Annotated in this window: 13 protein-coding genes, 1 tRNA gene and 1 pseudogene; 6 read left to right on the top strand and 9 right to left on the bottom strand. The window is 60.4% G+C overall.

Features of this window, described 5'->3' with window-relative positions; translation table 11 throughout:
- Positions 1-3: 3 nt before the first annotated feature.
- Together exbB and N554_RS0104070 are read right to left on the bottom strand one after the other, a co-directional pair.
- Positions 4-978 carry a tonB-system energizer ExbB gene (gene exbB, locus N554_RS0104075; RefSeq protein ID WP_029582308.1) on the bottom strand — a complete coding sequence of 325 codons (975 nt, stop codon included), beginning with the start codon at positions 976-978 and terminating at the stop codon, positions 4-6.
- Positions 979-1,216: 238 nt separating this feature from the next.
- Positions 1,217-3,670 carry a TonB-dependent receptor gene (locus tag N554_RS0104070; protein ID WP_081851097.1) on the bottom strand — a complete coding sequence of 818 codons (2,454 nt, stop codon included), beginning with the start codon at positions 3,668-3,670 and terminating at the stop codon, positions 1,217-1,219.
- 293 nt (positions 3,671-3,963) lie between these two features.
- Between N554_RS0104070 and N554_RS40790 the strand changes: the two genes are divergently transcribed.
- Entirely contained in the window at positions 3,964-4,200 is a 237-nt protein-coding gene (locus N554_RS40790) for a hypothetical protein (protein WP_029582306.1), read from the top strand.
- 62 nt (positions 4,201-4,262) lie between these two features.
- Here N554_RS40790 and N554_RS0104060 read toward each other — a convergent pair whose 3' ends face one another.
- Positions 4,263-4,724, bottom strand: coding sequence for a MarR family winged helix-turn-helix transcriptional regulator (locus N554_RS0104060; RefSeq protein WP_029582305.1), 462 nt, complete (start codon positions 4,722-4,724; stop codon positions 4,263-4,265).
- A gap of 144 nt (positions 4,725-4,868) precedes the next feature.
- Between N554_RS0104060 and N554_RS0104055 the strand changes: the two genes are divergently transcribed.
- Both N554_RS0104055 and N554_RS0104050 read left to right on the top strand, forming a co-directional pair.
- Positions 4,869-6,041: an efflux RND transporter periplasmic adaptor subunit gene (locus tag N554_RS0104055; RefSeq protein WP_029582304.1), complete on the top strand. Its 1,173-nt coding sequence runs from the start codon at positions 4,869-4,871 to the stop codon at positions 6,039-6,041.
- Positions 6,038-9,184, top strand: coding sequence for a multidrug efflux RND transporter permease subunit (locus N554_RS0104050; RefSeq protein WP_029582303.1), 3,147 nt, complete (start codon positions 6,038-6,040; stop codon positions 9,182-9,184). Before N554_RS0104055 ends, N554_RS0104050 begins: the two co-directional genes overlap by 4 nt.
- Before the next feature lie 36 nt (positions 9,185-9,220).
- Here the strand turns inward: N554_RS0104050 and N554_RS0104045 are convergent, their stop codons facing one another.
- Entirely contained in the window at positions 9,221-9,403 is a 183-nt protein-coding gene (locus tag N554_RS0104045; RefSeq protein ID WP_029582302.1) for a hypothetical protein, read from the bottom strand.
- 202 nt (positions 9,404-9,605) lie between these two features.
- Here N554_RS0104045 and N554_RS0104040 point away from each other — a divergent pair.
- A tRNA-Gln gene (locus N554_RS0104040) sits at positions 9,606-9,679 on the top strand.
- A 311-nt stretch (positions 9,680-9,990) separates the two neighbouring features.
- Here N554_RS0104040 and N554_RS37835 read toward each other — a convergent pair.
- From N554_RS37835 to N554_RS0104015, 5 genes and pseudogenes are all read right to left on the bottom strand, one after another.
- A pseudogene (locus N554_RS37835) lies at positions 9,991-10,143 on the bottom strand (SDR family oxidoreductase); the annotation flags it as partial.
- Between the two features lie 13 nt (positions 10,144-10,156).
- Positions 10,157-10,336 carry an RNA polymerase sigma factor region1.1 domain-containing protein gene (locus N554_RS0104035; RefSeq protein ID WP_029582301.1) on the bottom strand — a complete coding sequence of 60 codons (180 nt, stop codon included), beginning with the start codon at positions 10,334-10,336 and terminating at the stop codon, positions 10,157-10,159.
- A gap of 158 nt (positions 10,337-10,494) precedes the next feature.
- Positions 10,495-11,754: an MFS transporter gene (locus N554_RS0104030; protein WP_029582300.1), complete on the bottom strand. Its 1,260-nt coding sequence runs from the start codon at positions 11,752-11,754 to the stop codon at positions 10,495-10,497.
- Between the two features lie 207 nt (positions 11,755-11,961).
- On the bottom strand, positions 11,962-12,159 hold the full coding sequence (locus N554_RS0104020; protein WP_156041764.1) for a hypothetical protein: 198 nt from the start codon (positions 12,157-12,159) through the stop codon (positions 11,962-11,964).
- Positions 12,160-12,231: 72 nt separating this feature from the next.
- Positions 12,232-14,274, bottom strand: coding sequence for a protein-L-isoaspartate(D-aspartate) O-methyltransferase (locus tag N554_RS0104015; RefSeq protein WP_029582298.1), 2,043 nt, complete (start codon positions 14,272-14,274; stop codon positions 12,232-12,234).
- 107 nt (positions 14,275-14,381) lie between these two features.
- Here N554_RS0104015 and N554_RS0104010 point away from each other — a divergent pair, with 107 nt between their 5' ends.
- Both N554_RS0104010 and N554_RS0104000 read left to right on the top strand, forming a co-directional pair.
- Positions 14,382-14,912: a hypothetical protein gene (locus N554_RS0104010; RefSeq protein ID WP_245283514.1), complete on the top strand. Its 531-nt coding sequence runs from the start codon at positions 14,382-14,384 to the stop codon at positions 14,910-14,912.
- Between the two features lie 152 nt (positions 14,913-15,064).
- Positions 15,065-15,472 (top strand): Hsp20/alpha crystallin family protein, encoded by a 408-nt coding sequence (locus N554_RS0104000; protein ID WP_029582296.1) that lies wholly within the window; start codon positions 15,065-15,067, stop codon positions 15,470-15,472.
- The last annotated feature ends 1 nt before the right edge of the window (position 15,473 follow it).

Here is a 15,473-nt window from a genome sequence, read left to right as displayed (position 1 = left end):
CGCCTACTCCGCCGCGCGCGAATGCGAGCTGCCGTGGGTGCGGTCGAGATCGCGCGACAGCAACCGCGCCGCGGCGCCCGACGAACGGCCGACCAGCTCGAGGTAACCCTTCGTCACGCGCGTGAAATGATTGTAGATGATCACGGCCGGGATCGCCGCGGCAAGACCGAACGCGGTGGCGAGCAGCGCTTCCGCGATACCCGGCGCAACCACGGCAAGATTGGTCGTCTGCGATTTCGAGATGCCGATAAAGCTGTTCATGATGCCCCACACCGTGCCGAACAGCCCGACGAACGGCGACGTCGCGCCGATAGTTGCAAGCAGTCCCATGCCAAGCCGAATCCGTCGCGCTTCGCCGCGCACGATTTCGGCAGAGCTCGATGCTGCCCGTTCCTTGATGCCCGCGTCGCTGGAGATTCCCGCCGATAGCCGCGCCTCGCGCATCGCGGCAGCCAGCAGGGACGACAACACGCTTTGTTTGGCGCCCAGCGCGAATTGCGCCTCGGCCAGCGATCTTGCATCGCTGATCGTGCCGAGTGCCGCGCGCAGCTTGCGCTGAATGACGGACAATTCGATCATTTTGGCGATGAAGATGGTCCACGTCAGCAGCGAGGCGAAGGCTAGGCCGATCATCACAGCCTTGACCAGAACATCCGCCGACAGGAACATCGACCACGGCGACAGTTCGCGTACCGCCGCCGCCGTCGATTTCAGCAATCTGCTTTCGCTGGAGCTTGCGGTCGCATCGGAGGCCGCGGGAGCCGTAGCGGACGGAGCGGCCGCCGGCGGTGCCGGGACCTGCACCGCGGGTGCGGCTTGCGCCGGGTTCGCCGGCGGCTGCGACGATTGTGCGGCCGGCTGGGCCACCGGCGCAGGTGTTTGCGGCCGCGGCGCGACAGTTCCCTGCTGAGCAATCGCAGCCGAAGCCGACGCCACGACAGTCAACGCGGCCAACAACTTAAGAATCGATCTGAACATCGTCACGCTTATCCCTCGCCTCGGCAGCAACCGAGTCTGTGGTAGTGCTGTTGACCGTTTCAAGGTCATCTCGCCGAAGGCGCTCGATAACAGGCCAATCAGCCTTATCAAGGCCTCAATCAGGTCGCGAGCGTGACATGGCGTACCATGCCCCGGCGCCTGAAAAAAGACGCTAGTCGTGCAGCTCACGTCTTCGGCATTGCCGGACGCAAACCGCCCTTCACCTCGGTTTCGGCACTCAGAACTTGGCGAACGCAGTGAGGCGGAACGCACGCGGCTGACCCGGCGAAATATTGTTGTTGCCGTCGGCCGTCGCCCAGTAGCCCTTGTTGAAGATATTGTCGACGTTGAGCTGCACCCGCCAGGTCTCGTTCACCTGCGCATAAAGGGCCGCATCGACACGGACGAAGCCGGGCAGTCGGACACTGTCGTCCGAGGAGGCAAAAGAATCCGAGAAATAGATCACGCCAAGTGCCGCCGCCCAGGTCGGGTTGATCTGGTATTTGTTCCACAGCGAGAGCTGACTGTAGGGAACGAGCTGCACACGGTTGCCGGCAACGATCGGCGGCGTCACGCCCGGCGCGGTCAAATCGTTTGCGATGCGCGCGTCGGTATAGGCATAGCCGAGCACGGATTTCCATTCCGGCGTGATATAGCCGGTCAGCGCGGTCTCGAAACCGCGGATAGTTTGCGAGCCGCCGGGGATAGACAATCCGGCCCCGATATTAATCGGTACGTTGGCGCGAAGGATTTGATAGGCCGCCGTGGTAAACAGTAGCTTTGGATTGATGTTCCATTTCGCGCCGATCTCCGTGCTCTCAAACCTTTGCGGCTCAAGAATGATGGTGCTGGGATTCAATGCGCTGAACTGATCGCCCGAGGCCGGCAGATACGAAACACTCCAGGCCGAATACAACGACACGGTATCCACCGGCTTCACGATCACGGCGGCGCGCGGCGAGATAAAGTTGTCGACCCTGGTGCGTGTAATGTTGGTATTCTGGTCGAGCGCCGTCAGATCGAAACTGTCGTAACGCGCGCCGACCAGGAATTGCAGCCAGCGTGTCACTTCGATCTGGTCCTGCGCATAGCCAGACGCGATGTTGAGCCGGTATTTGCTGTTGGCGTCGCTGGCAATGTGGTTGAAGGTGAGCGGGCCGAAATAGGTCGGATTGAACGGATTGACGATGACGTAGGGCTGGCCTCCGTTGGCAGGGAATTGTCCGCTGTCCCGCAGCGACAGGCCGGTCTGACGGCCGAACTCGGTGCCGAAAGCGACGGTGTGCCGCACCGGACCGGTGATCGTCTTGTAGACAAAGTCGGTCTGGTTGAAGGCGTTTTCGCGCGGCGTATAATTCTGGTACGCGTTCAGGGAAAGCTGCGTTTGATCCGGCGTCACCGCTCCGCCGCCGGCCGAGGCCGGTGCGCCTGTGCCACCAGGATAAACGTTGCGGTATCCTCTGTTGTAATCGGCATAGATCGATCCGTTCCGGACGGTCAGGCCGTTACCGAAATCATGCTCGATCACGGCCATGGCGGTCTGCACCTCGACCTTGGCGCTGTTATAGATCGGACTGCCAAAGAAGGTCGTGAGGCCGCCATTCGGCGCGAACGGCGTGGTTGGATTGAAGCGCGTTGCGCCGCCCGGAAGCCCTTGCGAGGGGTTGCCGCGATCGGCCAGGCGGAAGTCGTGATAGAATTCGTAGCTCAGCTTGACCTTGGTATCGTCCGTCGGCTTCAGGGTCACTGTCGGGTTGATGCCGTAGCGTTCGAGGTGACCGAAGTCGCGAAAAGTATCGCTGCCCTCGTAGAAGGCATTCAGACGCACCGCGACGTTTTCGTTGACGGCCTGGCCCGCGTCCAGCGCAACGCGCCGATCGGCGTAGGATCCGGTCTGCATCGTCGCTTGGTAGAATCGCGTGCCGTCGGCGTCCTTGAGCGTGCGGTTGACTAGTCCGCCGCCGGCGCTGCGCCCGAAGGTCAGGGCGCTCGGTCCCTTCACAATTTCCAGACTCTGCGTGTTGTAGAGGTCACGGAAATATTGGACGTCATCGCGAAATCCGTTGACGAAGAAATTGGCGCTGGAATCGACGCCTCGAATGACGAGTTCATCGCGATTTCCCTCGCCCTGATGGATGGCGACGCCCGGAACGTAACGCGTGACGTCGGTGAGGCTTTGAAAGCCCTGATCGCTGATGAAATCCTTGGTCACGACGGAAACCGACTGCGGAATATCGACCAACGGGGTGTTGGTCTTGGTCGCAATCGAAGTACTGTTGGCGTAGACGCCGACCGTGCCGGTACGCGCGTCCTGCGATACGCCGAATGCCTTTGATGCGGCCTGCGGCGCGGGGTTTCGCGCGGCTTGCGCCGGGCGCCGCTGCACGGCGCGAGCGGCACGCTGGGCGGGCGCGCTGCTGGCGCGAGGCTTCGCTTCGGGCTCTGTGACCTGAATAGGCGGAAGCGTCGCCCCCGTCTGCCCTTGTTGCGGGGCCGTTTGCGCTCGCGTTTCGGTCAAGGACAGGAGGCCGAGGGCGACATAGCTCGCCGAAAACAACGCCGCCCGCAGCGCAACGGCCCTCGAAATCTTTCGACCCCGATTGCGGTCCAACTTGTTGCCGACCGAGTTGACTGTTCCGATGTTGACTGTTGCGATCGAACGCAACGATCCAAGTGCTTTTGACTTGGTCATCCCACGCTCCTGACCGAATTCTGCTTCTGTCAACGAGATGCGGCGAACTTTTCCAGCGGCGTGGTATCGAGCGAAAAAATTCAGGTCAATGCGATTGCAGCATTGGGATTTTTGAATCCATCCAAATCAAAACGATTCTAAATCGTAAGTTTGAAATCGTTCTAAGAATATTTTTGAAAGGTTCTAAACCGAATGCAGGAAATGCCCGTATATCAGGCATTTCTCTGTTCCCGCATCGTCGGCCGATCAATCCGCGCTGAGCGGATTCATCAGCGAAAGCAGCTCGTCGACGTTTGCTGCGCCGTCAGCCGCACGCGGTCGGTGTCATCCATGCCGGCGACGTTGACGCCTTTAACGACGGCTTTGACCTGGTCGCGGAAGTCGGTGAGAAATCGCAACGGATCATGCGTCCGTTCAATTCATCGGTCATGGGCTCCGAATGGTTGCGCCCCCGCGACGGCGATGATGCTCGGTGTGAGATGAACGACATGCCGCGCGGTTACAACGACGTCGCCGGTGGTGCGATTTAGAACGATCTTGTCCGCCGTCGCTGATCGACCCGGAACGGACGCATGCATTGCGGCCGATCAGATTACTTGATCGCGATGTCGGCCGGGGTCTCGCCAGCACCCTTGATGCGCTCCTTAATGTCCACCAGCGTCCTGAGACTGGTCTCGATCGCGTGCGCAGGGACGTCTCGCAGAACGTCGCTCGCAATGGCGTCGCGCAAACTATCGAGATCATCGACGAGTTGACGGCCGCTTGCCGTCAGAAACAGCTGGTTGGCGCGTCGGTCGCGAGGATCGGGGCGTCGCTCGAGCAGAGCGTGCTCGACAAGACGGTCGAGCAGGCGCACCAGGGAGATCGGCTGCAGTTCCAGCACATCGGCCAAATCGACCTGCGATAGTCCTTCCTGCTGCCGCAATCGGAACAGTACGATCCACTGCGCGCGCGTGGTGCCGCGGCCCTTGGCGCGATGATTGATGTAGTTGCGCAGCAGGCGCGAGCTTTCCACAAGTTGGGCAATCAGCTGCCGTTTCAGATCGAGGGACATGAGCTGCTGCATCCTCAAAGGTTTCGAAAAGTTTAGAATCTTCAAGGCATAGTATGTGTACACATTAAGTGCACGAGTATTATATCTACGAACTCCGGGAACCGTTTTGAAGGCCCCTACTTATTGTTGAGCCCATGAGTTCACATGACCAAGTCACGGACTATCCGTTGGGTATTGCTGACCGCCGCCGTCTGTTTGCTGGGCTATTTCGGCTGGCAGAGATTTCACGACCCTGATGGAACGGCGAAGTCAGAAAGGGCTCAAAAGCAACTCACCGGCCCAGCCGTTCGCGTCACCATCGCACCGGTCGAGAAAGCCGATTTTCCGGTCTATCTGACCGGGCTAGGGACGGTTCAGGGGTTTAATACCGTGGTCGTCCGGACTCGCATCGACGGCCAGATTGAAAAAATCGCGTTTCGGGAAGGCCAGCTTGTCAACCAGGGCGACCTGCTCGCCCAAATCGATCCCAGGCCGTACCAGGCAGTGCTGGATCAGGCCAAGGCCAAGAAGGCTCAGGACGAGGCCAATCTCGCCAACGCCAAACTGGACTTGCAGCGCTTCACCAGGCTCGGCGAATTCGCGACCCGCCAACAGACCGACACCCAGCGTTCCACGGTTGCGCAATTGACCGCGCAGCTTGCGGCCGACGATGCGACCATCTTCAATGCGCAAACTCAAGTCGACTATACCTCGGTCAAAGCGCCGATTTCAGGCGTCGCCGGCCTGCGGCAGGTCGACGTGGGCAACATCGTCAATGCCTCGACGCAAACCGGAATTGTGACGATCGCCCAGGTCGAACCGATCGCGGTGATTTTCACGGCGCCGGAGGACCAGCTGCCGTACATCAGCGAAGCGCAATCGAAAGAGCCGTTGAAAGTGATCGCGCTGACGACGGACGGCAAGAAGACCCTCTCCGAGGGGCATTTGGCCGTCATCAACAATCAAGTCGACACGACAAGCGGGACTATTCGCCTCAAGGCGGTGTTCGACAATAAAGACCACGCGTTGTGGCCGGGCCAATCAGTTTCGACGCGGCTCCTGGTGAAGACGTTGAAGGAAGCCACAGTGGTTCCCGACGACGCGATCCAGCACTCGACCAATGGCCTCTACGCCTATGTCGTCAATCAGGACAACAAGGCGGAGTTCCGCAAGGTCACGGTAAGCCAATCGATCGACGGACGCTCGGTGGTCGATGACGGCCTGTCACCCGGACAGCAGGTGATCACCGGAGGCCAGTACAAGGTTCAGCCTGGCACCCTCGTCAGCACGGCGGTGGCGAGTTCGGATGCGGCGCAATCCAAGGTCAAGCACGAATGAGCGAGGGCATTTCCGCACCATTCATTCGCTATCCGATCGGCACGTCGCTGTTGATGGCCGGCATTCTCTTTGTCGGTCTCGTCGCCTACCCGCTGCTGCCGGTCGCGCCGCTGCCGCAGGTGGATTTCCCAACCATTCAAGTCACCGCAACCCTGCCGGGCGGCAGCCCCGAAACCATGGCCTCCTCGGTGGCGCAGCCGCTGGAGCGGCAGCTCGCGCAGATTCCCGGCGTGGCCCAGATGACCTCGACGAGCTACCTGGGAACGACGGCGATCACGATCCAGTTCGACCTCAACCGCAATATCGACGGCGCCGCTAACGACGTGCAGTCCGCCATCAATGCCGCCAGCGGCCAATTGCCGAAGAACCTTCCCTCACCGCCCACCTACCGCAAGGTCAATCCGGCGGATTCGCCGATCCTGCTGTTGTCGGCGACCTCAGATACCCTGCCGCTCACCACGGTCAGCGACGCGGTCGACGCCCAACTCGCGCAACAGATCAGCCAGATTTCCGGCGTGGCGCAGGTCACGATCGGCGGCCAGCAAAAGCCGTCGATCCGGATCCAGGTCGATCCAGCCAAACTGGTCGACAAAGGTCTGTCACTTGAGGATGTGCGTGCGCAAATCGCGATTGCGACGGTCGACAGTCCGAAAGGCAATATCGACGGCGCAACCCGCGCCTACACGATCTACGCCAACGATCAGATGCTGGAGGCAAAGGACTGGAACGACGTCATCATCGCCTATCGCAATGGCGGCCCCTTGCGGATCCGAGACATCGGCCGGGCCGTTACCGGACCGGAAGACGCCAAGCAGGCGGCCTGGGCAAACGGCAAGCGCGGCGTGTTCCTGGTGGTCTTTAAACAGCCCGGCGCCAACGTCATCGAGACGGTGGACAAAATAAAATCGCTGCTGCCACGACTGGTGACCGCGATACCGCCGGCAATCAAGATCGACGTCATCAGCGATCGCACCCAGACCATCCGCGCCGCCGTCGAGGACGTTCAGTTCACGTTGCTGCTGACCATTGCGCTCGTCGTCATGGTCATTTTCATCTTTCTGCGCAGTTTCTGGGCAACCGTCATTCCAGCGGTAACCGTGCCGCTCGCGTTGCTCGGCGCCTGCGCCTTGATGTGGGCGTTCGGCTATACCCTGGATAACCTGTCACTGATGGCGCTGACCATCGCCGTCGGTTTCGTCGTCGACGATGCCATCGTCATGCTCGAAAACATCACCCGCTATATCGAAGAGGGCGAGAAGCCGCTTGCCGCGGCGTTCAAAGGAGCCCGCGAAATCGGGTTTACGATCGTGTCGATCAGTATTTCGCTGGTCGCCGTGCTGATCCCGCTCTTGCTGATGGGCGGCATCATCGGACGCCTGTTCCGCGAATTCGCAGTCACGCTGGCGATGACGATCTTCGTCTCCATGGTAGTGTCGCTGACGCTGACGCCGATGATGGCATCGCGTTTCCTGCGCCCGCACGGCCAAACTCAGCACGGCCGGCTTTATCAATTGAGCGAGCGTGCATTCGACGCGATGCTGCATGCCTATGAGCGCGGTCTCGACCTTGCCTTGCGGTGGCGATTTACGACGCTGATGATTTTCTTCGCGACCCTGGGATTGTCGGTCTATCTGTTTGTCATCATTCCCAAAGGATTTTTCCCGCAACAGGATACTGGCCTGATCACCGCCACCTCCGAGGCCGGGCAGGACATTTCCTTTTCCGCCATGAAGCAACGGCAGGAGGCGCTTGGCAAGATCGTGCAGGCCGACCCCGATGTCGCCAGCGTGGCGATGGCGATCGGCGGCAGTGGCCGCGCGGGCAATAATGGCAGTCTGTACATCACCCTGAAACCGCGCGATGAACGTAGCGCATCAGCCCAGCAGATCATTGCCCGCCTCCGCCCCAAGCTTGAAAAGGTCGAGGGCGCCCGCCTCTACATGCAGGCGGCCCAGGATGTGCGGCTCGGTGGCCGGCCGACGCGGACGCAGTTCGAGTTCACGCTGCAGGATGCCAACCTTGCCGAGCTGAACGAATGGGCGCCGAAGATTCTCGCCAAGATGCAAACCTTGCCTGAACTGCGCGATGTCGCGACCGACCAGCAGACGCAGGGCACAACGCTTGAGCTGAAGATCAATCGCGACACCGCATCGCGCTATGGTATCCAGCCGCAGGTGATCGACGACACGCTTTACGACGCGTTCGGCCAGCGCCAGGTCACCCAGTATTTCACGCAGCTCAACAGCTACCACGTGATCCTGGAAATCCTGCCCGAGATGCAGGGCAACATCGACACGCTCAACAAGATCTATGTCAGATCCCCGACGACGGGTGCTCAGGTGCCGTTATCGACGTTCGCGACCTGGACCAGCGTACCGGTCCGTTCACTCTCGATCAGCCACCAGGGCCAGTTTCCGGCAATCACGATCAGCTTCAACCTGGCGCAGGGCGTGGCCCTTGGACAGGCCGCCAACGCCGTTCAGAGCGCGATGGTCGATCTCGGCGCGCCAGCCACCCTTAACTCAAGCTTCCAGGGCACTGCACAGGCCTTCCAGCAATCGCTCGGCACCGTGCCGCTGCTGATCCTGGCGGCGCTTGTGGTCGTCTATCTGATCCTCGGCATTCTCTATGAAAGCTACATCCACCCGCTGACAATTTTGTCGACATTGCCCTCGGCAGGCATCGGCGCGCTGGCGATATTGATGGCGTTCGGATTCGACTTCAGCCTGATCGCGTTGATCGGCATCATCCTCCTGATCGGCATCGTCAAGAAGAACGGCATCATGATGGTCGACTTCGCGATTTCGGCCGAACGCGACGAGCATCTTCCGCCTCTCGAGGCGATCCGCAAGGCGGCGGTGCTGCGGTTTCGCCCGATCATGATGACGACGATGGCGGCCTTGCTCGGCGGCGTGCCGCTGATGCTGGGTACCGGCACCGGATCGGAAATCCGCCAGCCGCTCGGCTACGCGATGGTCGGTGGCCTGATCGTCAGCCAGGCGCTGACGCTGTTCACAACCCCCGTTGTCTATCTCTATCTCGACAGGCTTTCCAATGCGTTTGCCGACTGGGGACGCGCGAAGAATGTCGAAGACGAACAGAGGGCGACAGAGCGCGGCTCTATCAAGGAAGCCGCCGAGTGACTTGGCATCGACCGCATACCGGCAGATCCGCGGGCCTTACGCGTTCGATCGCATCAGCGGCCGATGTCCGCAGCATGAGACGTCGAAGCCGTTAGCGGAATACTGAGATGAACTCGTCGCCGAATTGAATTCGCGGGTGTCGATGGCGGAAACGTCTGCTTCGGCGCCGAATGCGAAGCACACCAAGCGGGCAAAACGAAAATCCAGTTCTTTGTGCATCCGCGCTCCTGCGCCAACCGCTATATATGCATATGCTTGACCCGCGCCGCATGGTTCCTCCGCAAGAGCCCAGCGCCGCGCGCTTGCCAAGATCGGGATCGAGCGAGTAGAACGGCACCAAGCCTGACGGGACCTGCAAATTCCCGTCGCAGGCACTTGTTCAACATAATCCTGTAAGTCATTGGATTTGCTGATCAATTATTGGGGAATGGTGTAACGGTAGCACAACAGACTCTGACTCTGTTTGTCTAGGTTCGAATCCTAGTTCCCCAGCCAGAATTGGATAAACACTAAATATCTTGTGAAATCAATATTTTACATCTGGGCGCAAAGGAGTGCGTACCCAACTGCGTACCCATGACCCCTGTTTTCGTAACGTGCTTTCGCAAGAAGTCATATGGTGGCTGCGGGGGTGCCATGTCACAATCGTCCCGACTCAGGTTCTGGGTTTGAGCGCCGATACCAAATTTAAACATGCGCGGTGACCGGGCCTGTCCCGGTCATTCACGTCGTTACGCGATGCAAGGGAGTGGATGCCCGCGACAAGCGCGGGCACGACAGCGCAAAGATCGCGCCAGGTTGCGCGGTTACAGCGCGCCGCCGTCGAGCAGCAGGTTCTGCCCTGTGATGAAGCCCGCATGCACGCTGCACAGAAAGGCGCAGGCAGCGCCGAACTCCGCTGGATCACCGAAGCCGCCGGAGGATGCTCCTTGCGCGCTGCTCGTCGCAGCCTGCCGGGGGCGTTAGCTCGTTTCAACCGTCCTCGACGATGTGAATGCCTCGCTCGGACAGCCGGTTGAGAAGGGTTTCAACCTGCTCGGTCGTGAACGTAGGGTTCGGAAGAAGGGCGTTGAGCTTCTCGAACGTGAGAGTGCCGGTCGTGTCAGCGGCCTCAGACGCTCTTCTCACGGCTTCTTCTACTTGCTTGTCCATGGGCCTCTCCGAGATGCAACTCTCATAATCGCGAACTTAATTCGATCTGGCGGCCTCCGACCAACGAGGTCGATTTCGATCAGGGCGTCGTAGGCGAGACCAGCGGCATTTCTCGCCAATCTGGCGCTGACCATCGCGAATAGGGATGACGCCCGTCCTTACTTGGCGTTCGCCGGCGCGTGCAGATGCCATAGATCCGCGCGCCAGTGCAGCACGATCGCCAGCATCAGCGCGAGACCGGTGGCCGCGTAGAGCGTGCCGGTGGCCGCAAAGCCGATCTCGCCGATCAGGCTGCCGGCCGCCAGCAGGCCGAGCGGCAGGCTGTAGATCGCGAGCATGCGAACGCCCATCACCCGGCCGCGGAAATGCTCGCTCGCCGTCCGCATCAGGATCACGGCGATCGAAATCATCGCCAGGCTTTGCGAGAACCCGGCCAGCATCAGGCAGGCAATGGCGGACGGCACGCTTTGCATTTGCGCAAATACCAGAAGGGTCGCGTACCACACGACAGTCGATGCGATCATGAGCCGCGCTACGCGGATGCCGCCAATCAGGCTCAGGAGGATTGAGCCGACCAGCGAGCCGATCGCGAAACTCGCCGACAGATATCCAAGTCCGGCCTGGTTGGTACCGTAGATCTCGCGTGCGATATAGGGCAGCAATCCGTTGGATAAGGGATATGCGGTGAGATTGGCGAGAAACGCGATCCAGATCGCAGCGCGCATGCGCGGCGTGGTCCAGACATAGGCCATGCCTTCCTTCAAGTCGCGCATGGATGAGCGCCCCAGCACGCTATCGGCTGCTTCATCGATGGGATGCGGTTTCGACGGCGCCACGACGCAGAGGGTCAGCAGCGTACTTGCGATGTAGAGGCTGACGATCGCTACATACGCAGGCCCCATGCCGAGCGCTGCGAACAAGCCCACGCCGCTCAGCGCACCCGCAATGCGCGCAGTGTCCATCGTGGTTCTGGAAACGCTGATCGCGCCGATCAATTGATCATGCGGCATGATGGTGGCGACCAGTGCGCCGCGCACACCAATATCCGACAGCCGAACCAGACCCATGATCGCGACGATGATGAGGACATAGAGCGGGCTCAAATAACCCGTCAGTGCCAGCGCCATCAACGTGCCCGACAGCACCGCGTAGGTCGCACGCATCATGGCGAGCAGGTCGCGGTGACCGATGCGGTCGCCGACCACGCCCAACATCGGCGCAATCAGCGTCCCAATGTAAGAGAGCGAGGCAAACAACGTCAGCAGCAGCACCGATCCGGTCTCGACCAGTACATACCAGCCGAGAATGAGCGTCTCCATTTCGAAAGCCCAGGAGGTGAGCAAATCGGCCGGCCACTGGAAACGGTAATTCCGGATGCGGAAGGGAGCGAGCGCAGAAGCCCGCGCGGGCTCGCTCAAAATTCGATGCCGCGGTTCATCGCGTTCCACCCTGCCCTGTTTCTTATTATTTATTCCGGCTACTTATTCCGGAAAACGATTTCCCCGCGCTTCCTTAAACGTGGATACAGCGTTGATATTGCTTGTGTCAACGACGATGGGCGCCGGCGTGCTGCCCATGCCGGAATGGCGACGCGCTCTGCGACAGTCGCCCGTTCGAAGGCGCCCTTATTCCTCGAACACGGGTGGATCGGGCGGCTCGATGCGCTCGATCGCCTGATTTTCATCAGCGGGAATTTCGCGCTCGACCTCGACCTGCTCGTTCTCGATCAGGCCCGGCGCTTCGTCGGTCTGCTCCGAAGGGGAGTTACGGCGGTTTCGCGGAGGCGCCGTTTCAGAACCATTCTTTGCACTGGAGTATCGCAATTTGCCTCCCACCGTTTGGTTCGCGTAGATCTGCTCTTGAGTTGCAACGCCGCATCTGCGCTTCCTTTTGCATCAAACCCCGAACGGATAGGTATCCGGAAGTCCGCTGGCTTCGGACGTATCCAGCGGTGTCACCGCGTGGGTATCGTCGAACCAGATATATTCGTCGAACTGCTGCGGCAGGTTGGCCCGGAAATAGTGGCTCGCCATCTCGGTTTCGGGCCGGTAGATCACGCCGATCGCTCGCTCAAGTCGTTCCTTGCCGAGACCTTTTGGACCGCATAAATCACCGCGGCCGCGCAGACCCAGCATGAAACGCGAAAGCCCGGTCGCGTGGCATACCTGCTCATAGCTGTTGGGAAGCGATGGCCGGACGCTTTTGACTTCCATCGGACCATCCCATACGGATGCCGCGGCAACGGTCCCGCTATGGGTGCCAAAGCCGACCAGATACGCCTGATCACCGAACTCCTCGCGGCAGAGCTGACCGATATTGTGCTCGCCGCGGGCAGCCATCTCGGTCGCGCCGGCGTTACCGACATGGGAGTTGTGCGCCCACACCACAGCCTTACTGCCCGCGCCATAGAACGCCAGCAGGTTCCTCAGAGTTTCGAACATGTGACTATCGCGCAAATTCCACGATGCACGCGAACCGTAATACATGATCCGATAATAGCGCTCAGCATTCGCGACCAGGCGAGCATTCTGCTCGGCGTCGAGGAACCGCTCGCCGTCGCGCTCGGCATAGGCCCGACGTTTTGCCAGGAGATCGGTCAGCGTACGAATCACTTCGGATTCGCAAGTAGGAAAGGATCCCGTCAACGCGGCATGACCGTAGGTCGCGGGATCGCGCTGCCACGGCGTCAGGCAACCGTAGCGTTCGCGGGCGACTTTTGCCGACCCCGGATCGACTTCGTCGAGATAATTCAGAACGGATCGGATTGAATCATAGAGGCTGTAGAGATCAAGCCCGTGAAAGGCGACACGCCTGCCCCGTTCCACCATAGCGTTGTGCTCGCGCAACCAACTCACGAAATCGCGCACCTCGGTGTTTCGCCACATCCAGGTGGGAAACCGTGCAAAGGCGGTCCATTCGGACGGCGAATACTCGAAATGTCGCACGTAACGATCAACCCGTGCAGCGTCCGGCCAATCCGCCTCGATCGCAATAAAGCGAAAGCCTTTTTTGACGATCAAGTCGCGGGTGATGTGTTCGCGCATCCGGTAGAATTCGGACGTGCCGTGGGTCGCTTCGCCGAGCAGCACGATGCGCGCTGAACCGATACGTTCCATCAGTGGATTAAGATCGGCCGTCTCGATCGACGGGAAAAATTCCGCCGCTTCGGGAAGGTTCCGGACCAGCGCCCCCTCATCGGGAGAAACCGGCCGCCGCGCCCGGCGAACATACGCGCGGCCCTCTTTGTTCGCGGTGTCCCACCCTTCCTCTCCGATCAAGGGAACGAAGCGGACATCTGCGATATCTTCGCTGCGATATTCGCTTGTCGAGATGCGGGTGACCCGGACCAGTTCCTGGGCGTGCTGGTCTGCGCCGACCGGGATCACCAGCCGGCCTCCAATCTTCAGCTGCTCCTTAAGGGATTCTGGAACCTGCGGTGCGCCGGCTGCCACGACGATGGCGTCGTAGGGCGCATATTCCGGCCAGCCTCGGGTGCCGTCGCCATGCAGGACATGAACATTGTCGTAGCCGAGATCGGCCACTGTCGCAGCCGCCTTATCGGCGAGCTGGCCGAGACGTTCGACCGTGTAGACGTCGGCGGCGATTACCGACAACACCGCGGCGGCGTAGCCGGACCCGGCGCCGATCTCGAGGACTTTCTCGTCGCCCTTGAGCATCAAGGCTTCCGCCATGAAGGCAACGATGTAGGGCTGCGAAATCGTCTGGTCCCCGTCGATCGGGAGCGGCGTATCCTCGTAAGCGAACTCGTGAAGGTTCTTCGGCAGGAACAGTTCGCGCGGCACCTTGCGCATGGCGTTCAGGACGAGTTCATCGCGCACGCCGCGCGCGATGATATCCAGCTCGACCATCTCGGCACGGAGCGAAGCGAACGGTATCGGCTCCCCGAAACGACTTTCCTTCGACGCCGGAGATTCCATGGCGGCGACTCCCGCATCTCAACTCAAAATGGGGGCGAACGAAGTATCTACAACAGTCCAAAGTGAAATGACCGACTTACGATCATGTGACGAGCAGCCGGGCCAACTTGATCCTTGTCAATAGCGTTGACCCGTTATGTTGGTACGCTAACCCGATGGTCAAGCGTACCGATGCATGGAACACCCGCTCCACCATCAGCCGATGGGCGCATGTGCTTGAACGGATTGGGCTGGCCCTGACTGGGGGCTCGTGCGGACTGTTCGTTGCCGCATATATCGCAAGGGCCGACATCGACCTAATTGGTTCAGCTGTGGCTGTCTTGGCCATGATGCTTTACGGAGCCGCCGGCTTCTATCTGGGAATTGATTTGCCCCCTGCTCCTCCGGATCACCGGTTGCGCCTTCCTCGGCGACACGGACTTGGTTCCAGAGCGGATGTCGTGGAACTTCTCAGCGCTGCCGGTACTTTCCTCGCTGCGGTGGCGACGGTTGTCTCCGTCTCCAGCATTGTCATGGATGAGACGGCCCGCGCGAGCACTGCCATCCTGATCGGTTTCGGCTGGGCGATCGGCGCTACGATGCAAATCGCGGCCGGCATCATCGCGCGAATGCCGGTAGGTGACTCCGCCACATCCTAGTCATGCCGGCCGCATCCGTCCGCGTTGGCCCTGATTGACGGGATAGCGCAAGGGTAGAAATATGCCGGTGATCGCAGAGAGATGCTCTTGCATTCGCGCCCCGGGTGGCGCGAAGCCGGCCGTTTCAAAATTCAGCAAACGCGAGACAGCACATGTCAAGAAAAGATCCCGTCAATTGGATGTTGTCCGAGGCGATCGACTCGCTTGCACGCGCCGAACGGTTGCACCGGCAGTTTTTCAGCTTGCAACCGACGGCTAGCTCGCGAGAGCCCAGTTGGGAGCCACCTATCGACGTGCTGGAGACCGAGCGCGAGGTGCTCATTTTCGTAGCCCTGCCCGGCGTCGACCCTGATCAGGTCGAAGCCGCGATCGAAGATGGAATGCTCATCATCAGCGGACGCCGTGTGCTGCCTGCCGAGCTACAAGATGCCCGGATTCACCGGCTTGAGCTCCCACAAGGCCGGTTCGAACGTCGCATCCTCCTGCCCACGGGGCGTTATGTTGTCAGCCGCTTCGCGTTTAATGGCTGCGTTGGGCTGCGCCTGTCAAAATCCGCGTGAG

The organism is Bradyrhizobium sp. URHD0069 (assembly GCF_000701345.1).
GTDB lineage: Bacteria > Pseudomonadota > Alphaproteobacteria > Rhizobiales > Xanthobacteraceae > Bradyrhizobium.
This window is presented reverse-complemented; position numbering and strand designations above follow the sequence as displayed.